Origin of the sequence: Mycobacterium sp. NAZ190054, assembly GCF_001545925.1 — a bacterium.
Lineage (GTDB): Bacteria > Actinomycetota > Actinomycetes > Mycobacteriales > Mycobacteriaceae > Mycobacterium.
Genome location: NZ_LMVQ01000584.1, coordinates 1 through 19496, shown reverse-complemented (window position 1 = coordinate 19496; position 19496 = coordinate 1). Strand labels below are relative to the sequence as shown.

The window sequence follows — 19496 nt, the reverse complement described above, 5'->3', positions numbered from 1 at the left end:
ACGCAGACTTCACTCCGCGCTCGGCTACCGCACACCGCATGAAGTCCGCACCGAATATATGAATTCACAGCTCGCGGCTTAATTCCCGCGAAATCCGCAGTCTGAAAAACGCGGAGCAGGCCACGCACCAACCCCACGAGATCCACACCACGGTCGCCCACCCCGCCAAACCACAACCCCCACCGCAATCTCGACACCCACAGACCCGCACCCCGGCTAATCTCATGGGATGACTCGCGCCTTCCGGCTGGTGCCGGCGCTCATCTCGGCTGCTGCGTACGCGCTGACCGGCGGGATGCTGTCCGCGGCGCCGGCGACCGCGGCGCCGTACGGCAGCAACGGCGTCTTCGGCGTCACCACTCAGCCTCGCGACGGCTGGGCGACCACCTACATCCCACCCGGGCGCTACCGCGTCGACCAGTCCCCCAGCATGCAGCCCTATCAGAGCCCGCCCGGCCGGTGGTTCCGGTGCAGCGACTTTCCTTGTGCACCGACATTTCCGGGGAACGTCATCGGCACCGGCGCCGCACTTCGGGATGCGCCGACATTCGTCGACGTCCTACCCAGCGACGTGGCCGTCGCACTGCACAACGTCACCCTGACACCGGCCTGACCGTCACAACGGCGACGCGCCGCGAAGATGCTCGAAGATCAACGACGTCTGCGTACCGGCGACATCGGCGTCGGCGTTGAGGTTCTCGACCACGAACGCTCGTAGATCGTCGGTGTCCCGCGCCGCCACGTGCAGGATGAAATCGTCGGCGCCGGCGAGAAAGTACACATCCATCACCTGCGGCTTGCTCCGGATCTGCTGGATGAAGTTCCGGATCTTGCCGCGCGCGTTGGACTGCAGGCTCACCGAGATCATGGCCTGAAGCGTCAGCCCGATCGCCGCCGGATCGATGTCGGCATAGAACCCGCGGATCACCCCCATCTCCTGCAGGCGCCGCACCCGCCCGTGGCACGTCGACGGCGCGATGCCGACCAACTCGGCGAGCGCGCTGTTCGATATGCGGGCATCGGAGTGCAATGCCGTCAGAATCCGCCGGTCGATGTCGTCGATCGCGGCCCGAACATCCTTCGACGGAGCGGCTCCCGAGGGCACGTATCTCGATGATCCTTCTGACATAGGAGCACCTTACTGAATTGTCAGCGCAAATATTGCCAAGAATTCGCTGTTTCTTCACACTTTACCTACCAGTCCCCATACCGAGGAGCGATCATGCGCGTCGGAATCCCGACCGAGATCAAGAACAACGAATACCGTGTCGCGATCACCCCGTCGGGTGTCGCCGAGCTGGTCCAGCGCGGCCACGAGGTGCTGATCCAGTCCGGCGCCGGGGACGGGTCCTCGATCTCGGACGCCGACTTCAAACGTGCCGGCGCACAGTTGATCACCGGCGCCGACGAGGTGTGGGCCGAAGCCGATCTGGTGCTCAAGGTCAAGGAACCGATCGAGCCCGAATACACCCGGATGCGCGCGGGCCAGACCCTGTTCACCTACCTGCATCTGGCGGCCTCCCGGCCGTGCACCGATGCGCTGATGGCGGCGGGCACCACGTCCATCGCCTACGAGACGGTCCAGACCGCCGACGGTGCATTGCCGCTGCTCGCTCCGATGAGCGAGGTCGCGGGCCGGTTGTCGGCTCAGGTCGGCGCCTACCACCTGATGCGCAGCCACGGTGGCCGCGGCGTGCTGATGGGCGGCGTACCCGGCGTCGCGCCCGCCGAGGTCGTCGTCATCGGTGGCGGCGTCGCCGGTTACAACGCGGCCCGCATCGCGAAGGGCATGGGCGCACACGTCGCCGTCTTCGACGTCAACGTCAACACGCTGCGCAGAATCGACAACGAGAACAGCGGTGCCATCGAGACCCGCTACTCGTCCTCGCTCGACCTCGAGGACGCCGTCAAGCACGCCGACCTGGTGATCGGCGCGGTGCTGGTGCCCGGCGCCAGGGCGCCCAAGCTCGTCACCAATTCGACTGTGGCAGCGATGAAGCCGGGCGCGGTCCTGGTGGACATCGCGATCGACCAGGGCGGCTGCTTCGAGGATTCCCGCCCCACCACCCACGACGATCCGACCTTCCCGGTGCACGACACGGTGTTCTACTGCGTGGCCAACATGCCGGGCGCGGTGCCGCGCACCTCCACCTGGGCGCTGACCAACGCCACGATGCCGTACGTACTCAAGCTCGCGGACAAGTGCTGGCGCGACGCGTGCCGCGCCGACGCCGCGCTGGCCAAGGGGCTTTCGACCCACGAGGGCGCGCTGCTGTCCCAGCAGGTCGCCGCCGATCTGGAGCTGCCCTACACCGAGCCGGCCGACCTGCTCGCCTGAGGTCGGTCAGTCGAGCAGATCGCCGTCGACGTAGAACCACCGCCCGGCACGCACCGCGAACCGCGACCGCTCGTGCAGCGCGCCGGCCCGGTGGTGGGCACGGAACTCGACCTCACCGGTCTCGTCACCGGCTTGACCGGCGACGACGTCGAGAATCTCCAGCCGCGTCCAGGTCACCGTGATGTCTTCGGCGACCTCGTCCGGACGGGTCCGTGGATGCCATGTCCGCCAAAGGTATTCGGAGGCACCCGCCACGTAGGCGCTGTACCGCGATCTCATGAGCTGTTCGGCGCTGCCGGCCTGCCGTTCACCCACGTGCAGGGGCAGACAGCAGCGCCCGAACGGCGCACCGCTGCCACACGGACAGTTGTCATCGGCTCGCATGGCTACAGTCTGCCTACTTGACAGGTGTCAACGTAGAATCGTGGGCATGCTCGTGCTCACCGATGTCCTGGACAACGTGCCCACCACCACGGCCGAAGCACTCGAATTGTTCGATTCGGGCCCGGCGGTGGAGCCCGAGGCCATGCTCGGCACCTGGCACGGCGCCGAGGTGCCGACCGGCCATCCGCTCGACGGGATGCTCGCGGCCAGCGGCTGGTGGGGCAAGCACTTCGCCGACAGCGAGACCGTGCATCCGCTGCTGTTTCCCACCGCCGACGGAACCGGTCTGTGGCCCTTGAAATCCGCACCGGCCTTCGCCGGACTCGGCGTGGCCACCAAGCTGCCCGGCCTCAAGCGACGCAACTTCGCGCGGGTGATCACGGCGTTCAGACCCGCGCTGAAGGCCGGCGGACCGAAAGCCCGGCTGCGCACCACCCGCTACCGCGGGGTGGACACCGCGACGATGATCTACGACCAGTTGCCGATCAACGACGTCTTCCGTTCGATCGACGAACGGACCGTGCTCGGCGCGATGGACCTGCGCGGTATCGAGAAGCCGTATTTCTTCGTCCTGCAACGCGACAACTCGCTGCGGCTAATCTAGCTCCGAGAGCACCAGCGCGGCGAGTTCACCGATCAGCGGACGCAGGCTCGGTGCATCCGGGTCACCGGAAGCCGACTTCGTCATCAACGCCAGCACCACCTGCTCGCCTGACGGACCGTACACCACGCCGACGTCATTGGTGGTGCCGTAGTCCCCGCTGCCCGTCTTGTCGGCGCTGGTGTACCCGGCCGGCAGTCCGGCGCGCATGCTCGATGTCTGATTCGCCAGCATCCAATCCAGGAGCTGTTGTCGCGCAGTGGGATTCAGCACCTCGCCGGTGAGGATCCTGCGATAGCCCTCCCCCAGCGCCCGCGGTGTGCTGGTGTCCCGCGGGTCGCCGGGGACCGCGGAGTTCAACTCGACCTCCCAGCGGTCCAATCGCGTTCGGTCATCGCCGATGCTGCGCGCGAACGCGGTGATCGCCTGCGGACCGCCGAGCACGCGCAGCAATCCGTTGGCCGCGGCGTTGTCGCTCTGCTGCAGCGCGGCCTGGCACAACTCGGCCAGCGTCATCGAAGTCCCCACCCGCGGCTCGGTCACCGGTGAGTGCGGCCGGATGTCGCCGGCTTCGATCGGGACCGTGTCCTGGAGCGTCAGCTCTCCTGTCTGGGTGCGCTGCAGCACCGCCGCGGCGGCGTACGCCTTGAACGTCGAGCACATCGCGAAGGGCTGGTCGTCGCGGAACGTCACGCTCTTCTGCGTGGCGAGATCGACCGCGTAGACCCCGATCTCGGCGTTGTGCCGACGGGCCAGCTCGTCAAGACGTTCGTCGGGCGGGGGCAGCGGCTGGGCGGGGTCGGCCAGAACGGACTGCGGCGAACACGCGACCAGAGCCGCCAGCGGCACCCCACCGAACAGCACGTGCCGTCGGGAGAATTTCGTCATCGCGAGTCAGGCTACGGTCAACCTGCAATTGTCTGCAACGGCCGTGGCAGCGACCGCTTCGACCGCACCGGCCCCAGCACCGCCGCACCGAACGGGCGGGTGAGCAGCTGCCGGGCGACCGCGTTGACCTCGTCGAGCGTGACGTTCTCGATGCGGTCCAGCGTGTCCTCGATGGTGCGGTGCTCTCCGTAGTTCAGCTCGCTGCGCCCGATCCGGTGCATCCTGGACCCCGAATCTTCCAGGCCCAGCACGAAACCGCCTCGCAACGAGCCCTTCGCGATACGGCACTCCTCGGCGGTGATCCCGTCGCGGGCCACCTCTGCGAGCACGTCGGTGGTGACCCGGACCACCTCGTCGAACCGCTCCGGCAGACATCCGGCGTAGACCGACAGCGCACCGCTCTCGGCGAATGTGTCGATCGTCGAGTACACCGAGTAGGCCAGCCCGCGCGTCTCCCGGATCTGCTGGAACAGACGCGAACTCAGCCCGCCGCCGAGCGCGGTGTTGAGCACCGACATCGCCCAGCGGTGTTCCCAGTGCCGGCCCGGGGTCCGCACGCCCAGCGACAGGTGCGTCTGCTCGGCATCCCGGCGCACCAGCTGCAGGCTCGGCTTGCCGTTCACCCGGCCCGCTCCCTTGCGGGGCGGCACGGGTGACCGGCCGCGCACCAACCGCGGACCGAAGTGGTCACGGACCAGCTTGACCACGTCGTCGTGCTCGACGTTGCCGGCCACGGCGACGACCATGCGGTCCGGTGTGTACCGGCGCACATGGAACGAATGCAGTTGCGCCCGAGTCATCCCCGAGATCGACTCGACGCTGCCGATCACCGGCCGCCCGACGGGATGGTCGCCGAACATCGCCGACAGGAAGACATCACCGAGCGTGTCCTCGGGATCGTCGTCACGCATCGCGATCTCTTCGAGCACCACGTCCCGCTCGACCTCGACGTCCTCGGCGTCACAGCGGCCGCGCAGCACCACGTCGGCGACCAGATCGACGGCCAGCGCCAGATCCGAGTCCAGCACGTGCGCGTAGTAGCAGGTGTGCTCGCGGGTGGTGAACGCGTTCAGCTCACCGCCGACGGCGTCCATCGACTGCGCGATCTGCACCGCCGTGCGGCTCGGCGTCGCCTTGAACAACAGGTGTTCGAGGAAGTGCGCGGCGCCGGCCACACTGCGTCCCTCATCCCGGGACCCGACGTTCACCCACACCCCGACCGATGCCGAATGCACCGACGGGATGTGCTCGGTGACCACACGCAGGCCACCGGGCAACAGGGTGCGGCGAACCGCCTTCGACTCAGCTGCTCGTCGTCGCTGCATCAACCGGTGCGTCAGCGGGTGCGTCTGCCGTCTCGGCATCCTCGGCGACCAGGACAAGCGAGATCTTGCCACGGTTGTCGATGTCGGCGATCTCCACGCGCAGCTTGTCACCGACCTTCGCGACATCCTCGACCTTGGCGATCCGCTTGCCGCGGCCCAGCTTCGAGATGTGCACCAGGCCGTCGCGGCCCGGCAACAAGGAAACGAAGGCTCCAAAATCGGTGGTCTTCACCACGGTGCCGAGGAACCGCTCGCCGACCTTGGGCAGCTGCGGGTTGGCGATGGCGTTGATCTTGTCGATCGCCGCCTGCGCGGACTCGCCGTTGGACGCACCCACGAACACGGTGCCGTCGTCCTCGATCGAGATCGACGCGCCGGTCTCCTCGGTGATCGAGTTGATCATCTTGCCCTTGGGGCCGATGACCTCGCCGATCTTGTCGACCGGAACCTTGATCGTGGTGATGCGCGGCGCGTACGGGCTCATCTCGTCGGGCTCGTCGATCGCCTCGGCCATCACCTCGAGGATGGTGATCCGGGCGTCCTTGGCCTGCGCCAGCGCGTTGGCGAGCACCTGCGACGGGATGCCGTCGAGCTTGGTGTCCAGCTGCAGGGCGGTGACGAAGTCCTTGGTGCCCGCGCACTTGAAGTCCATGTCGCCGAACGCGTCCTCGGCGCCGAGGATGTCGGTCAGCGTCACGAAGCGGCGCTCGGTCTTGCCGTCCACTTCTACGTCGTCAGAGACCAGGCCCATCGCGATACCTGCGACCGGCGCCTTGAGCGGCACACCGGCGTTGAGCAGCGACAGGGTGGAGGCGCACACCGAACCCATGGACGTGGAACCGTTGGAGCCCAACGCCTCCGACACCTGGCGGATCGCGTACGGGAACTCCTCGACGCTGGGCAGCACCGGCATCAGAGCACGCTCGGCGAGCGCGCCGTGGCCGATCTCGCGGCGCTTCGGCGAGCCGACGCGGCCGGTCTCACCGGTCGAATACGGCGGGAAGTTGTAGTGGTGCATGTAGCGCTTGCTGGTCTCGGGCCCGAGCGAGTCGATCTGCTGGGCCATCTTGACCATGTCGAGGGTGGTGATGCCCATGATCTGGGTCTCGCCGCGCTCGAACAGCGCGCTGCCGTGTGCCCGCGGCACGACCGCCACCTCGGCCGACAGCGCGCGGATGTCGGTGACACCGCGGCCGTCGATACGGAAGTGGTCGGTCAGAATACGCTGGCGCACAAGCTTTTTGGTCAGTGCGCGGTAAGCGGCGCCGATCTCCTTCTCGCGGCCGGCGTACTGCTCGGCGAGCCGCTCGAGGACCTCGACCTTGATCTCGTCGGTGCGGTCGTTGCGCTCGTTCTTGCCCGCGATGGTCAGCGCCTCCGCCAGCGCGTCGGTGGCCACCGACGCGACGGAGTAGTAGATGTCGTCGCCGTAGTCGGGGAACAGCGGGTACTCGGCGGTTTCCTTGCCGGCCGCGCCGGCCAGCTCGGCCTGCGCGTCGCACAGCGTGGCGATGAACGGCTTGGCGGCTTCCAGGCCCTCGGCCACGACCGTCTCGGTGGGCGCGCCCGCACCCCCGGCGACGAGGTCGACGACGTTCTCGGTGGCCTCGGCCTCGACCATCATGATCGCGACGTCATCGGCGACCTTGCGGCCCGCGACGACCATGTCGAACACGGCCCGCTCGAGCTGCTCGACGGTCGGGAACGCCACCCACTGGCCGTCGATCAGCGCGACGCGCACACCGCCGACCGGGCCGGAGAACGGCAGGCCGGAGATCTGCGTCGACGCCGACGCGGCATTGATGGCCAGCACGTCGTACAGGTCCTTGGGGTCCAGGCTCAGCACCGTGACGACGACCTGGATCTCGTTGCGCAGACCGCTGACGAACGACGGGCGCAGCGGCCGGTCGATCAGGCGGCAGGTCAGGATCGCGTCGGTGGACGGGCGGCCTTCACGGCGGAAGAACGAACCGGGGATGCGGCCCGCGGCGTACATCCGCTCCTCGACGTCGATCGTCAACGGGAAGAAGTCGAAATGGTCCTTGGGGGTCTTGCTGGCGGTGGTGGCGCTCAGCAGCATGGTCTCGTCGTCGAGGTAGGCGACGACGGCGCCGGCGGCCTGCTGGGCCAGCCTGCCGGTCTCGAAACGGATGGTGCGGGTGCCGAAGCTCCCGTTGTCGATGGTGGCGGTGGACTCGAACACACCGTCTTCGATTTCAACTACAGACATGGACGTCCGTATGACCTCTCTGATTCACATCAGCGGTTTCGCGTGAGCACGCGCAGTGAATGCGGACAACTCCGGATGACCCGGGAAGCCGCGGCCCGGATGCGTCGACGGCCGTCGATCGAAGCGGCCGGAGTATCCTCCGGCAGCCACTACCGAAGACCGCGCGATCGGGCGGTTCGTGTCATGTCACGCGGGAACGGTGCACGCGGATCTGCGAGGACCGCACCCAGGTGTTCGTGCCGTGCGGCAGCCGAACTCATTCATGCTACATCGCGGCATGCCCGAAACCCCTAATCCGGGCCTCGAAGGCTGCCGCGCCCGAGACGCCCGTGGCCGCGGCCGCACTCGGCGGCCGCGGCCACGGGGCCCGAAAGGCGTGCGTCCGGTCGTCAGACCGGCAGCGTCAGCGGCGCAGGCCGAGACGCTCGATCAGCGAGCGGTAGCGCTGCACGTCGACCTGAGCGACGTACTTCAGCAGCCGGCGGCGGCGGCCGACGAGCAGCAGCAGCCCGCGACGCGAGTGGTGATCGTGCTTGTGCACCTTCAGGTGCTCGGTCAGGTCGGAGATCCGCTTGGTCAGCAGCGCGACCTGAGCCTCCGGAGAACCGGTGTCGGTGTCGTGCAGGCCGTACTGGCCCAGGATTTCCTTCTTCTGTTCGGCAGTGAGCGCCACGAAACAACTCCATCAATTCGGTCCGCGAACATCGGGCGAGAGTCCCGAGAGAAGCACGGCCACCGCGAACTGCAGCACGTGCCAGGTCGGCAGGGAGTCTAGCAGCGGCCGCGGCCGAGCCGCCAATCGGCGAAAGCCCAGCTAGCGGGCCGACAGGATGGTCCGGGCGCGTTCGGTGTCGGCGCCCATCGCGGTGACCAGATCGGCCACCGAGTCGAACTTCTCCTGCCCGCGCAGACGGGCGACGAAGTCGACGGCGACGTGCTGGCCGTACAGATCGGCGGTGGTGTCCAGGACGAACGCCTCGACGGTGCGGGTGCGTCCGGAGAAGGTCGGGTTGGTGCCCACCGACACCGCGGCCTGGTATCGCTCACCGGGCGTCACGGTGCCGACCACGGGGCCGTGCCCGAGCACCGTGAACCACGCGGCGTAGACGCCGTCGGCCGGGATCGCGGAGTACATCGGCGGTGCGACGTTGGCCGTCGGGAAGCCGAGGCCCCGGCCGCGGCCGTCACCGCGCACCACGACACCCTCGACCCGGTGCGGCCGGCCCAGCGCCTCGGCCGCGGCGACCATGTCCCCGGCGTCGACGCAGGACCGGATGTAGGTCGACGAGAAGGTCACCGTCTCGTCGCGGTGATGCTCGGCCACCAGTGACAGCGAGTCCACCGCGAAACCGAACCGCTCGCCCGCCTTGCGCAGCAGGTCGACGTTGCCCGCGGCCTTCTTGCCGAAGGTGAAGTTCTCACCGACGACCACCTCCACCACATGCAGCCGTTCGACGAGCAGCTCGTGGATGTAGCGCTCCGGCGTGAGTTTCATGAAGTCCGCGGTGAACGGCATGACGAGAAAGACGTCGATCCCGAGCTCCTCGACGAGTTCGGCGCGCCGGGTCAACGTGGTGAGCTGGGCCGGGTGGCTGCCCGGGAACACGACCTCCATCGGATGCGGATCGAAGGTCATCAGCACGACCGGCACGCCCCGTGACCGTCCCGCCTTCACCGCACGGCTGATCAACTCCTGGTGTCCGCGGTGAACACCGTCGAACACCCCGATGGTGACGACACATCGGCCCCAGTCTGTGGGGATTTCGTCCTGCCCCCGCCAGCGCTGCACGCCGATAGCCTACGACCCGCACGCAACCCCGGCCCAAACGGTGGCCGAGCGACACCCACGGATCAGGTGATGATTGCCTAAACTTCTTGCTCGTGAGTCCTGACGGCAACCCCGCCCACCCCGCCGACCTGTCGACGGTTGCGCAGGACTACCTCAAAGTGATCTGGACGGCCCAGGAGTGGTCGCACGAGAAGGTCAGCACCAAGCTGCTCGCCGAACGGATCGGGGTGTCGGCCAGCACCGCTTCGGAGTCCATCCGCAAGCTGGCCGATCAGGGGCTGGTCGATCACGAGAAGTACGGCGCGGTCACCCTGACCGACGCCGGCAGGCGCGCCGCGCTGGCCATGGTGCGCCGGCACCGGTTGATGGAGACATTCCTGGTCAACGAGCTCGGCTACAGCTGGGACGAGGTGCACGACGAGGCCGAGGTCCTCGAGCACGCGGTCTCCGACCGGATGCTCGACCGGATCGACGCCAAACTGGGGTATCCCACCCGGGATCCGCACGGGGACCCGATCCCGGCGGCCGACGGCAAGGTGCCGACTCCCCCGGCGCGCCAGCTGTCGGACTGTCAGGACGGCGAGGCGGGCACCGTCGCGCGCATCTCCGACGCCGACCCCGAGATGCTGCGGTACTTCGACACCGTGGGGATCAGCCTGGACTCGCGGCTGCGGGTGGTGGCCCGGCGCGACTTCGCCGGGATGATCTCCGTCGCCGTCATGTCCGCAGACGCCAAGGACAACGACCCCGGCACCACTGTCGATCTGGGAAGCCCTGCGGCACAAGCTATCTGGGTCATAGCGTAGGAGTCGGATGGCCAAGCTGGAGATGTCCCGTTCCCTGCCGATGCCGGTGGAGAAGGCGTGGGCGCACGCATCGGATCTGTCCACGCTGGGCGACTGGCTGAGCATGCATCAGGGGTGGCGCTCGGAACTTCCCGAGGAACTCGGCTCTGGAGATTACCGGCGAGGGGGTGGGCGGGACCCGCTACAAGCTGGCGATGAACGTGGCCTCGGCCGGGGACGGCTGCACGTTCACCGTGCGGATGGACCTCGGCGGCGCTCCGTTGTTCGGCCCGATCGGCGCCGCGGCCGTGCGCGCCGTCAAGGGCGACATCGACAAGTCGATCAGGCAGTTCGAACAGCTCTACGCGTGACCGGTTCCTGACGACCCGCAGCGACAGACCGCCGAACGTACGCTTTTTGACGGAGTATTCGCGAATCGCGTCAGAAACCGTACGGTCGGCGGCGGATGGTTGTCGCGGACGGTCAGGCCCGCGGGGTCAGCAGCCCCTCGATCACGTCCGCCGCCGCCCGCGCGCCGCCCGCGGCCTGGATGTCGGCCTGCATGCCGCGCAGGTTTGCCGCGATCCGGCTGCTGGTGGTGACCTCCTGGACCGCGGTGCGCAGCCGTTCGCTGGTGGCCTCGGTCGGCGACAGTCGCACCCCCAGGCCCAGCTCGGCGATGCGGTCCGCGTTGGCCTGCTGCTCGGTCATCTGGGGCACCGCGACGATCGGCACACCGAAGGACAGCGCCTCCATCGTGCTGCCCATCCCGGCGTGGCTGACGAACGCCTGCGCGTGCCGCAACACCTCCAGCTGCGGCACCGCGGCGTGCACCTCCACATGTGAGGGCACCGGTCCCAGGACTGCCGGGTCCACCTTGTTCCCGATGGCCAGCACGACATGCCAGGGCGCCGACGAGAACGCGGCCACGCAGGCGCGGAAGAAGTCGACCCGGTCGTGGTACGCGGTGCCCAGGGACACCAGCACCACGTCCCGGCCCTGCGGTGGCCTCCAACTGCCGTCGGAGGCGCGGCCGGACAGGCACGGGCCGACGAAGGTATAGGGCGGGCCGAACGTGTCCCCGGCGAACTGGAACTCGCGCGGCAGGAACACCAATTGGGCGTCGGCGCCCGCAGCCTGCAACAGGTTCAGCACCGTCAGGCCGTGCCGGCGGGCCAGCCGGTGCGCCCGCCACAGCACCGACAGCATCTTCGGGTGGGCGGGGTTGAGCCTGACGTACCGGTTCAGTGACCAATGCTTGTTACCGACGAAGTTGGGCCAGCCGGCCACGACCGGTACGCCCCACGAGGCCGCGGCCAGCCGTCCCCACCACGCCATGGTGGCGTCGTGCACCACCAGATCGGGCTCGGCACCGCGGAAGGACGAAAGTACCTGCGGGAGCACGTGGTTCACCTCGTGCAGGGCCATGTCGGTGGCATGATGCATGTCCCGGGCCGTGAACTGCGGGGGATGGTCGGCGCCGGACAACGTGGTCCGGTACGGCAACAGCCGCGCACCGACGTCGGACACCCGTCCGGCGTGCTCGGCGGTCGTCGCGTAGCTGACCCGGTGCCCCCGGGCGACGAGCTCTTCGGCGACGCCCAGCGTCGGGTTGACGTGTCCGGTCCCGGCAGGCACACAGATCGCGATGTGGCTCACGTGCCCGAGGTTATTCCGGTCCGACGGGCCCGGGCAGCGTCGCAGGCCGGATCACGACCACCGACTTCGTCCGTCGGCCGGCATCCTCCAGCAACGCCATGACGCGTCCGTCCGGCGCGGTGGCCGCGTAGACACCGTCGATCCCCGCGGGCGACAGCGGACGTCCGTGGCTCGCGTCGACCACTTCCGCGTCGGACAGCTCGCGGCGCGGGAACGCCTGCAGACAGGCCGCGTCCAGTGAACAGCTGAGCTCGGCGCGCTCGGCCAGCTGCTCCAGCGTGCGCGCCTGATCCAGGCCGAACTCCCCGACCCGGGTGCGGCGCAGCGCGGTCAGGTGCCCTCCCACTCCGAGCGCGGCGCCGACGTCGCGGGCCAGCGCGCGGATGTAGGTTCCGCTGGAACAGTCGACGGTCACGTCGACATCCACCAGCTCGCCGTGGCGCCGGACCGCCAGCACCTCGAAGCGCTCGACACGCACCGGCCGGGCCGCCAGCTCGACGGCCTGCCCCTCCCTGACCATCCGGTAGGCACGCTTGCCGTCCACCTTGATCGCGCTGACCGCCGACGGCACCTGGTCGATCGGTCCGCGCAGCGGCGCGATGGCCTCCTCGATCTGCTCGTCGGTCACCGCGGACGCCGAGACAGACTGCAGCACTTCACCTTCGGCGTCCTCGGTGGACGTCGTCTGACCGAGCCGGATGGTGGCGTCGTACGACTTGTCGGTCGCGGTGAGCAGCCCCAGGATCTTGGTGGCCCGCTCGATGCCGATCACGAGCACCCCGGTGGCCATCGGGTCCAGGGTGCCTGCGTGCCCGACCTTGCGGGTGCCGAAGATCCTGCGGCACCGGCCGACGACGTCGTGGCTGGTCATCCCGCCCGGTTTGTCGACGACGACCAGTCCCGGCTCCGGACTGCTCTTCGGGTGTGCGGCAGGGCTCACAGCACGATCGCGGTCAGCGCGATGCCGTCGCGGACGGCCCACCGGCCCGCCAGCGAGGTCAGCGGCGGTCCCGTCTCCGCGGCAGGGTCGATCAGGATCTCCGAGGCGAACGTCCCCGTATGACCCGAGGAGTCTGAACTGTCGACGGCGAACGTGATGTGGGCGTCCTCGAATCCCAGCCACCGGTGGGTCAGCGGGAACCATGCCTTGTACGTCGCCTCCTTGGCGCAGAACAACACCCGGTCCCAGTGCACCCCGGCGGGCATCGCGGCGAGTTCATGCCGTTCGACGGGCAGGCTGATCGCCTCGAGCACGCCGTCGGGCAGCACGTCGTGCGGTTCGGCGTCGATGCCCAGCGCGCGGACCTCCGTACGCCGTCCGACGGCCGCGCCCCGGAAACCCTCACAGTGGGTCAGGCTGCCGACGATGCCGTCGGGCCAGCACGGTTCGCCCTTGGGCCCCTTGAGGATCGGCACCGGCTCCATGCCGAGGTCGACGAGTGCCTGACGCGCGCAGTAACGCACGGTGATGAACTCGTTGCGCCGCTTGGCCACCGACTTGGCGATCAGCGGTTCTTCCTCCGGCAACGGGGCCAGTTCCCGTGGGTCCGAATACATCTCGGCCGCGGCCAGGGACTCGACCTCACCGGGCAGCACGCCGGCGAGCAGTTTGGCTGCGATCACGCCCTGTCCCTGATCCGCTGCTGCATCTTGGCGGCGTTGTCGCGCATCTCCTGGGTGATCTGGAAGTGCCCGCCGAACTCGTTGAGGTAGCCGGGCGCGTACTTCGGATCCGGCAGGATCTGACGCAACCAGCGGTAGGGCCTGCGGCGGCGCCACTCGCGCGGATAGCCGACCGACACCTCCTCGAACCGCACGCCGTCGTACCAGGTGGTGCGCGGGATGTGCAGGTGCCCGTACACCGAGCAGACGGCGTTGTAGCGGGTGTGCCAGTCCGCGGTCGCGGTGGTGCCGCACCACAGCGAGAACTCGGGATAGAACATCGCGTCGCACGGTTCCCGCACCATCGGGAAGTGGTTGACCTGGACCGTGGGCATCATCCAGTCGAGGTCTTCGAGCCGCTTGCGGGTGTAGTTCACCCGGTCCCGGCACCACGCGTCGCGGGTCGAGTACGGTTCGGCCGACAGCAGGTACTCGTCGGTGCCGACGATGTTGCGTTCCTTGGCGATCGCCAGGCCCTCGGCCTTGGTCCCGGCGCCCTGCGGCAGGAACGAATAGTCGTAGAGCAGGAACATCGGCACGATCGTGGCCGGGCCGCCCTCGTCGGTCCACACCGGGAACGGGTGCTCGGGGGTCACGACGCCCATCTCGTCGCACATGTTGACCAGGTAGTCGTAGCGGGCCTTGCCGAAGATCTGCATCGGGTCCCGGTTGGTGGTCCACAGTTCGTGGTTGCCGGGCACCCAGATCACCTTGGCGAACCGTTTCCGCAGCAGGTCCAGTGCCCACCGGATCTCGTCGGTGCGCTCGGCGACGTCGCCGGCCACGATGAGCCAGTCGTCGGGCGAGGCGGGATGCAGTGACTCGGTGACCGGCTTGTTGCCGGTGTGCCCGGTGTGGAGGTCACTGACCGCCCACAGGGTCGGGCGTCGTTCGTCAGCGGTCACGACGACCAAGCCTACTGGGAGACCGCCGGCGCCGGCCCGCCGGCAACTAGAACATGTTCTAGGTTCCGGCCCTGCGGTCGAGAGACGCCCGTTACACTCCCGGGCAGAACGGCGATGTAACAGGCGGGCGCCCGAGGAACGGCGGCCACGAGACCCAGGGGGTGTGATGGTTGCCAGGCTGCGACTGTTCTCGGCGCTGTGTGCGCTGGTCGCAGCGGTGGTGGTGGTCTGGCAGACCACACCGGCCGGCCCCGCCGGCCCGGGCCGGGTCGACCTGCGGTCGACGTTCGCGCCGCTGCCGAACGCCACCACCACGATCAAGTCGCCGGTGCTCGACCTCACCGATCCCGACCCGTTCGACCCGTGCCGGGACATCCCGCTCGACGTCGTCCAGCGCATCGGGTTGGCCTTCACGCCGCCCGCGCACGAGGACAGCCTGCGCTGCAAATACGACGCCGGGAACTATCAGATGGCCGTCGAGGCGTTCGTGTGGCGCACCTACGAGGAGACGCTGCCTCCCGACGCCGTCGAACTCGACATCAACGGGCATCGTGCGGCTCAGTTCTGGATCATGAAGCCGACCGACTGGAACAACCGCTGGTGGATCACCTGCATGGTGGCGTTCAAGACCAGCTACGGGGTGATCCAGCAGTCGCTGTTCTACTCGCCGATCTACTCCGAGCCGGATCCGGACTGCATGCAGACCAACCTGCAGCGCGCCCACGAGTTGAGCCCGTACTACATCTACTGAGCGGTGAGCCCCGTCAGTACAGTTCGTTAGATGAGCTCTGCAATTTCCCGGTTGGCCCGGCACGGTTTCAGCCGCGCCCTGGGCCTGCCGGCGCCGATCTGCGACTTCACGGTGCACCGGGCCGTCCGGGTGCCGATGCGCGACGGTGTCGAGCTGGTGGCCGACCACTACGTGCCCCGCACCGCCGACGCCGCGGGCACGCTTCTGGTGCGCGGGCCCTACGGACGGAGCCTGCCGTTCGCGGCGGTGTTCGGCTCGGTCTACGCCGCCCGCGGCTACCACGTGGTCTTCCAGAGCGTGCGCGGCACCTACGGCTCGGGCGGCGAGTTCGACCCGTTCGTCAACGAGGTCGACGACGGCGCCGACACGGCGGCCTGGCTGCGCGACCAGCCGTGGTTCACCGGCACCTTCGCCACCATCGGGTTGTCCTACCTCGGCTTCACCCAGTGGGCGCTGCTCACCGATCCGCCGCCGGAACTGAAGGCCGCGGTGATCACCGTCGGCCCCGACGACCTCAGTGGACCGCGCTGGGGCACTGGGTCTTTCGGCCTGAACGACTTTCTCGGCTGGAGCGACCTGGTCGGGCATCAGGAAGACCCCAACCGGCTGCGCACCCTGCTGCGGCAGGCCCGTGCCCAGCAGCGCGTCAGCAGGGCCTCGCTGGACCTGCCGCTCGGCGCCGCGAGTCGCGCGCTGCTCGGCGACGGTGCGCCGTGGTTCGAGTCCTGGCTCGACCATCCCGACGCCGACGACCCGTTCTGGAAGCGGCTGCGGCTGCGCGACAGGCTGGACCGCGCCGAGGTGCCGGTGCTGCTGCTGACGGGCTGGCAGGACCTGTTCGTCGAGCAGACCTTGGAGCATTACCGGATGCTCACCGCCCGCGGTGTGCCCACCGGGCTCACGGTCGGGCCGTGGACACACGGGCACATGATGACCAAGGCCGCGCCGACGGTGCTCCGGGAGAGCCTGGACTGGCTGGCCACCCACCTCGGCGGTGCCGCGCCGCAGCGTCCGTCCCCGGTGCGCATCCACCTGAGCGGGCGGGGCTGGCTGGAGCTGCCCGACTGGCCGCCGACCATGCCGGAACGGGTGCTACACCCGCAGCCCGGCGGCGGCCTGGCGCCGGCGGCACCCACCGGAGGCGATTCGGCGACCTTCGTCTACAACCCCGCCGACCCGACCCCGACCGTCGGCGGCCGGCTGCTCTCGCCGTTCGGCGGCCACCGCGACGACACCGGGCTCGCCCGCCGCGCCGACGTGCTCACGTTCACCGGAACTCCGCTGCCCACCGACCTGCATGTGGTCGGCGTGCCCGTGCTGGAGGTCGCGCACTCCTGCGCCAACCCGCACAACGACCTGTTCGTGCGGATCAGCCAGGTCGACGTGCACGGACGCTCCCGCAACGTCAGCGACGGCTATGTGGCGTCGGCGCCGGACTCCGGCACGGTGCGCATCGAGCTCGACCCGGTCGGGTGGACGTTCCCGGCCGGCTCGCGGCTCCAGGTGCTGATCGCCGGCGGGTCCCATCCGCGTTTTCTGCGCAACCTGGGCACCGGCGAACATGCAGCCACTGCAACGACTTTCAAGACGGCGCGGCACACCGTGCATCTCGGTGAGCACACCCGGCTGACCCTGCCTGCCGGCGAGGAGCCGCCGTCAGCCGACTGAGTCGCGCACCTGCCGGGCCAGCCGGTCGAGTTCGGCGCCGGTGTGCACGGGCCGCGCCCACACCGGGCGGACGGGCAGCGAGACCCAGCTGGAACAGCCGCGGTAGTCCGGCGTACGGGCCAGCCGCACCGGTTCGGCAAGCGGCACGGCCGAGACCACCAAGGCGGTCAGCCGGTGCCGCGGACGGAAGTCCAGCCGGTCGGACTGCACCGAGTCGTCAGTCCAGATATGCAGTGAGGCAATACTTTCCAGTGCCTGCGGACGCTCGACCGGAATGGCGGCCACCACCTTCGCGCCCGCGCGGATCACGACGGCGTCCTCGGTGCTGTCGGCGGCGGCCGGTTCGAGGAGGTCGCGGTGTTCGGGGCGGACCCGTTCGGCGTGGCTGTGCGCGACGGTCGGAAACAGCAGGAACCGCGACCCGGCCACTTCGGGAGCCACCTCGAAGCGCTTCTCGTGGATGCCGCCCTTGCGCAGCAGTACGGTCTGCCTACCGTCGAGCAGCGCGTGGATCGCCGCGCTCCACTCCTTCAGCGCGGGGTGGGTCAGGGTGGCGGTCATCCCAGGTTCAACCGCGCGCGTACTTCGGGACGGCGCAGCGGCGGAACCGTTTTCGGCGGTTGTCTGCGCGGCTGCAGGCCGGAAAGCAGCCGGCGGGTGGATTCGGTGACCTCGGCAACCGCGGTTTCGAACGCCTCGACGTTGGCTCCGGACGGCCGGGTGATGCCGCTGACCTTGCGGACGTACTGACGGGCCGCGGCCTCGATCTCGTCAGCCGTCGCGGCCGGCTCAAGGCCCCGCAGCTCGGTGATGTTTCGGCACATGGACTCCACGATAGGCGCGGAACCGGATGCGGATACGGTGTGGCGATGAGCACCGACAACTCCGCCGCTGATGTCCTGCTGGTCGACACCCGCGACCGTATCCGGACCTTGACGCTGAACCGCCCCGGCTCGCGCAATGCGCTGTCGGCCGCGTTACGGACGCACCTGTTCGCGGCGCTGCGGGAAGCACAGGCCGACGACGACGTCGACGTGGTGATCCTGACCGGTGCCGACCCGGTGTTCTGCGCGGGGCTGGACCTCAAGGAACTCGGCGACACCACCGAGCTGCCCGACATCTCCCCGAAGTGGCCGCCGATGACCAAGCCGGTGATCGGGGCGATCAACGGGGCCGCGGTGACCGGCGGCCTGGAGATCGCGCTGTACTGCGACATCCTGATCGCCTCCGAGCAGGCCCGGTTCGCCGACACGCACGCCCGCGTCGGCTTGCTGCCCACTTGGGGCCTGTCGGTGCGGCTGCCGCAGAAGGTCGGCGTCGGGATGGCGCGCCGGATGAGCATGACCGGTGACTACCTGTCGGCCGGCGAGGCGCTGCGCTGCGGACTCGTCACCCAGGTCGTGGCCCATGCCGAACTGCTGGACACCGCGCGGCGGATCGCGACGTCGATCGTCGGCAACAACCAGAAGGCGGTGCGGGCGCTGCTGGCGTCCTACCACCACATCGACGATGCGCAGAACGGCGCGGCGCTCTGGCACGAGGCGGCGGCGGCCCGCGAGTGGATGAGCAGCACCAGCGGCGAGGACATCGCCGCCAGCCGCGGCGGCGTGATCGAGCGCGGCCGGTCCCAGGTGCGCTAGAGCGCAGGCAGAACCAGCTCCCGGAAGCGCTGTTTCATCGTCTCCAGCACCTCGACACCGTCTGTGGCCCAGAGGGTTTCGTTGAAGATCTCCACTTCGACGTCGCCGGCGTACCCGGCGTCACGCACCAGCCGGGTGATCGCACCGAAGTCGATGACGCCGTCACCCATCATGCCCCGCGACACCAGCGGGTCGGCGGCCATCGGGACCAGCCAGTCGCAGATCTGGTAGCTGCTGATCCGGCCTTCGGCGCCGGCACGCGCGATCGACTCGGCCAGCGACGGATCCCACCACACGTGGAAGGTGTCGACCACGACACCGACCGTGCGCGCCGGATGCGGCGCCGCGAGGTCGAGGGCCTGGGCCAGGGTGCTGAGCACGGCCCGCTCGGCGCAGAAGACCGGATGCAAGGGTTCCAGGGCCAGCCGGATGTCGCGCTCGACGGCGTAGGGGACGAGCTCGGCCAGCCGTTCCGCCAGCCGGGCGCGGGCACCGACGAGGTCGCGGTCGGGAACACCCCCGACCACCATGACCAGCTCGGGGGCGCCCAGTGTGGCGGCGTCGTCGATCGCGCGGCGGTTGTCGTCGATCGCGGCGCCGCGATCGTCGATGCCGGTCAGAAAGCCGCCGCGGCACAGGCTGGAGGCACGCAACCCGTTGTCGCGGACGATCTTCGCGGCCTCGTCGACACCCGCCTCGGCAACCCGGTCGCGCCACAGCCCGATCGCGGGCAGCCCCGCGGCCGCGGCAGAGTCATGGCCGCCACACCGCCTTTCGACGCCGCGTAGGCCGCCTGCCCGATCTGCCCGTCGAACGCGGCGACCGAAGCGGTGTTGACGATCACCCCGCGTTCCCCGTCGACCGGTTCGGT

20 protein-coding genes and 3 pseudogenes are annotated in these 19496 nt (G+C 69.0%); 8 read left to right on the top strand and 15 right to left on the bottom strand.

The features are described 5' to 3' along the window. Nucleotides 1-229 precede the first annotated feature (229 nt). The gene (locus ASJ79_RS29845; RefSeq protein WP_197420438.1) at nt 230-613 is read left to right on the top strand and encodes a hypothetical protein; all 384 of its coding nucleotides are present in this window, start codon (nt 230-232) and stop codon (nt 611-613) included. A gap of 3 nt (nt 614-616) precedes the next feature. On the opposite strand, the gene ASJ79_RS29840 is transcribed toward ASJ79_RS29845, so the two are convergent. Further along, nucleotides 617-1129: an Lrp/AsnC family transcriptional regulator gene (locus ASJ79_RS29840; protein WP_067963376.1), complete on the bottom strand. Its 513-nt coding sequence runs from the start codon at nt 1127-1129 to the stop codon at nt 617-619. Between the two features lie 93 nt (nt 1130-1222). Between ASJ79_RS29840 and ald the strand changes: the two genes are divergently transcribed. Next, nucleotides 1223-2338, top strand: a complete 1116-nt coding sequence (ald, locus tag ASJ79_RS29835) for an alanine dehydrogenase (protein ID WP_067963373.1) — start codon at nt 1223-1225, stop codon at nt 2336-2338. 6 nt (nt 2339-2344) lie between these two features. Here the strand turns inward: ald and ASJ79_RS29830 are convergent, their stop codons facing one another. Next, a complete protein-coding gene (locus ASJ79_RS29830) occupies nt 2345-2722 on the bottom strand; it encodes a YchJ family protein (RefSeq protein ID WP_067963370.1) in 378 nt (125 codons plus the stop codon). 46 nt (nt 2723-2768) lie between these two features. On the opposite strand from ASJ79_RS29830, the gene ASJ79_RS29825 reads away from it, so the two are divergent. Next, a complete protein-coding gene (locus ASJ79_RS29825) occupies nt 2769-3326 on the top strand; it encodes a DUF4334 domain-containing protein (RefSeq protein WP_067963385.1) in 558 nt (185 codons plus the stop codon). On the opposite strand, the gene bla is transcribed toward ASJ79_RS29825, so the two are convergent. The 5 genes from bla to ASJ79_RS29800 form a co-directional block, all read right to left on the bottom strand. Continuing rightward, complete coding sequence (gene bla, locus ASJ79_RS29820) at nt 3318-4211, bottom strand: class A beta-lactamase (protein WP_067963368.1); 894 nt, start codon at nt 4209-4211, stop codon at nt 3318-3320. The two genes, ASJ79_RS29825 and bla, sit on opposite strands and share 9 nt — an antisense overlap. A 17-nt stretch (nt 4212-4228) precedes the next feature. Beyond that, nucleotides 4229-5536, bottom strand: coding sequence for a pitrilysin family protein (locus ASJ79_RS29815; RefSeq protein WP_067963364.1), 1308 nt, complete (start codon nt 5534-5536; stop codon nt 4229-4231). Next, nucleotides 5514-7766, bottom strand: a complete 2253-nt coding sequence (locus tag ASJ79_RS29810) for a polyribonucleotide nucleotidyltransferase (protein WP_067963362.1) — start codon at nt 7764-7766, stop codon at nt 5514-5516. Before ASJ79_RS29810 ends, ASJ79_RS29815 begins: the two co-directional genes overlap by 23 nt. 403 nt (nt 7767-8169) lie before the next feature. Next, nucleotides 8170-8439: a 30S ribosomal protein S15 gene (gene rpsO / locus ASJ79_RS29805; protein WP_067963359.1), complete on the bottom strand. Its 270-nt coding sequence runs from the start codon at nt 8437-8439 to the stop codon at nt 8170-8172. Nucleotides 8440-8580: 141 nt separating this feature from the next. After that, the gene (locus ASJ79_RS29800; RefSeq protein WP_067963354.1) at nt 8581-9555 is read right to left on the bottom strand and encodes a bifunctional riboflavin kinase/FAD synthetase; all 975 of its coding nucleotides are present in this window, start codon (nt 9553-9555) and stop codon (nt 8581-8583) included. A 92-nt stretch (nt 9556-9647) separates the two neighbouring features. Between ASJ79_RS29800 and mntR the strand changes: the two genes are divergently transcribed. Beyond that, nucleotides 9648-10361, top strand: coding sequence for a manganese-binding transcriptional regulator MntR (mntR, locus tag ASJ79_RS29795; protein ID WP_067963382.1), 714 nt, complete (start codon nt 9648-9650; stop codon nt 10359-10361). A 7-nt stretch (nt 10362-10368) separates the two neighbouring features. Next, nucleotides 10369-10711, top strand: a pseudogene (locus tag ASJ79_RS29790) (SRPBCC family protein). Between the two features lie 112 nt (nt 10712-10823). On the opposite strand, the gene ASJ79_RS29785 reads toward ASJ79_RS29790, so the two are convergent. From ASJ79_RS29785 to ASJ79_RS29770, 4 genes are read right to left on the bottom strand one after another with little or no spacing between them, the layout of a single operon-like run. Beyond that, on the bottom strand, nt 10824-11999 hold the full coding sequence (locus tag ASJ79_RS29785; protein WP_067963351.1) for a macrolide family glycosyltransferase: 1176 nt from the start codon (nt 11997-11999) through the stop codon (nt 10824-10826). 10 nt (nt 12000-12009) lie between these two features. Next, on the bottom strand, nt 12010-12939 hold the full coding sequence (gene truB / locus ASJ79_RS29780; protein ID WP_082754148.1) for a tRNA pseudouridine(55) synthase TruB: 930 nt from the start codon (nt 12937-12939) through the stop codon (nt 12010-12012). Beyond that, nucleotides 12936-13622, bottom strand: coding sequence for a 4'-phosphopantetheinyl transferase (locus ASJ79_RS29775; RefSeq protein ID WP_067963348.1), 687 nt, complete (start codon nt 13620-13622; stop codon nt 12936-12938). The genes truB and ASJ79_RS29775 overlap by 4 nt, the downstream gene beginning before the upstream one ends. Next, nucleotides 13619-14566 carry a metallophosphoesterase gene (locus ASJ79_RS29770; protein ID WP_067963344.1) on the bottom strand — a complete coding sequence of 316 codons (948 nt, stop codon included), beginning with the start codon at nt 14564-14566 and terminating at the stop codon, nt 13619-13621. Before ASJ79_RS29770 ends, ASJ79_RS29775 begins: the two co-directional genes overlap by 4 nt. Nucleotides 14567-14732: 166 nt before the next feature. On the opposite strand from ASJ79_RS29770, the gene ASJ79_RS29765 reads away from it, so the two are divergent. Continuing rightward, entirely contained in the window at nt 14733-15317 is a 585-nt protein-coding gene (locus tag ASJ79_RS29765) for a DUF3558 domain-containing protein (RefSeq protein ID WP_067963342.1), read from the top strand. A gap of 30 nt (nt 15318-15347) precedes the next feature. Then, a complete protein-coding gene (locus ASJ79_RS29760; RefSeq protein ID WP_067963340.1) occupies nt 15348-16985 on the top strand; it encodes a CocE/NonD family hydrolase in 1638 nt (545 codons plus the stop codon). On the opposite strand, the gene ASJ79_RS29755 is transcribed toward ASJ79_RS29760, so the two are convergent. Together ASJ79_RS29755 and ASJ79_RS29750 are read right to left on the bottom strand one after the other, a co-directional pair. Beyond that, complete coding sequence (locus ASJ79_RS29755) at nt 16974-17546, bottom strand: DUF1802 family protein (RefSeq protein WP_067963338.1); 573 nt, start codon at nt 17544-17546, stop codon at nt 16974-16976. The two genes, ASJ79_RS29760 and ASJ79_RS29755, sit on opposite strands and share 12 nt — an antisense overlap. Next, the gene (locus tag ASJ79_RS29750; protein ID WP_067963334.1) at nt 17543-17809 is read right to left on the bottom strand and encodes a DUF2277 domain-containing protein; all 267 of its coding nucleotides are present in this window, start codon (nt 17807-17809) and stop codon (nt 17543-17545) included. Before ASJ79_RS29750 ends, ASJ79_RS29755 begins: the two co-directional genes overlap by 4 nt. A gap of 45 nt (nt 17810-17854) precedes the next feature. Between ASJ79_RS29750 and ASJ79_RS29745 the strand changes: the two genes are divergently transcribed. Then, nucleotides 17855-18625 carry an enoyl-CoA hydratase gene (locus ASJ79_RS29745; RefSeq protein WP_067963331.1) on the top strand — a complete coding sequence of 257 codons (771 nt, stop codon included), beginning with the start codon at nt 17855-17857 and terminating at the stop codon, nt 18623-18625. On the opposite strand, the pseudogene ASJ79_RS29740 reads toward ASJ79_RS29745, so the two are convergent. Both ASJ79_RS29740 and ASJ79_RS31785 read right to left on the bottom strand, forming a co-directional pair. After that, a pseudogene (locus tag ASJ79_RS29740) lies at nt 18622-19380 on the bottom strand (sugar phosphate isomerase/epimerase family protein); the annotation flags it as partial. The gene ASJ79_RS29745 and the pseudogene ASJ79_RS29740 sit on opposite strands and share 4 nt — an antisense overlap. Beyond that, a pseudogene (locus ASJ79_RS31785) lies at nt 19362-19496 on the bottom strand (SDR family NAD(P)-dependent oxidoreductase); the annotation flags it as partial. The pseudogenes ASJ79_RS29740 and ASJ79_RS31785, both read right to left, overlap by 19 nt.

Bases quoted from the DNA above. Each gene is read 5' to 3' on its own strand.
- ASJ79_RS29845 (WP_197420438.1), top strand. From the start codon at position 230: ATGACTCGCGCCTTCCGGCTGGTGCCGGCGCTCATCTCGGCTGCTGCG.
- ASJ79_RS29840 (WP_067963376.1), bottom strand. From the start codon at position 1,129: ATGTCAGAAGGATCATCGAGATACGTGCCCTCGGGAGCCGCTCCGTCG.
- ald (WP_067963373.1), top strand. From the start codon at position 1,223: ATGCGCGTCGGAATCCCGACCGAGATCAAGAACAACGAATACCGTGTC.
- ASJ79_RS29830 (WP_067963370.1), bottom strand. From the start codon at position 2,722: ATGCGAGCCGATGACAACTGTCCGTGTGGCAGCGGTGCGCCGTTCGGG.
- ASJ79_RS29825 (WP_067963385.1), top strand. From the start codon at position 2,769: ATGCTCGTGCTCACCGATGTCCTGGACAACGTGCCCACCACCACGGCC.
- bla (WP_067963368.1), bottom strand. From the start codon at position 4,211: ATGACGAAATTCTCCCGACGGCACGTGCTGTTCGGTGGGGTGCCGCTG.
- ASJ79_RS29815 (WP_067963364.1), bottom strand. From the start codon at position 5,536: ATGCAGCGACGACGAGCAGCTGAGTCGAAGGCGGTTCGCCGCACCCTG.
- ASJ79_RS29810 (WP_067963362.1), bottom strand. From the start codon at position 7,766: ATGTCTGTAGTTGAAATCGAAGACGGTGTGTTCGAGTCCACCGCCACC.
- ASJ79_RS29765 (WP_067963342.1), top strand. From the start codon at position 14,733: ATGGTTGCCAGGCTGCGACTGTTCTCGGCGCTGTGTGCGCTGGTCGCA.
- ASJ79_RS29760 (WP_067963340.1), top strand. From the start codon at position 15,348: ATGAGCTCTGCAATTTCCCGGTTGGCCCGGCACGGTTTCAGCCGCGCC.
- ASJ79_RS29755 (WP_067963338.1), bottom strand. From the start codon at position 17,546: ATGACCGCCACCCTGACCCACCCCGCGCTGAAGGAGTGGAGCGCGGCG.
- ASJ79_RS29750 (WP_067963334.1), bottom strand. From the start codon at position 17,809: ATGTGCCGAAACATCACCGAGCTGCGGGGCCTTGAGCCGGCCGCGACG.
- ASJ79_RS29745 (WP_067963331.1), top strand. From the start codon at position 17,855: ATGAGCACCGACAACTCCGCCGCTGATGTCCTGCTGGTCGACACCCGC.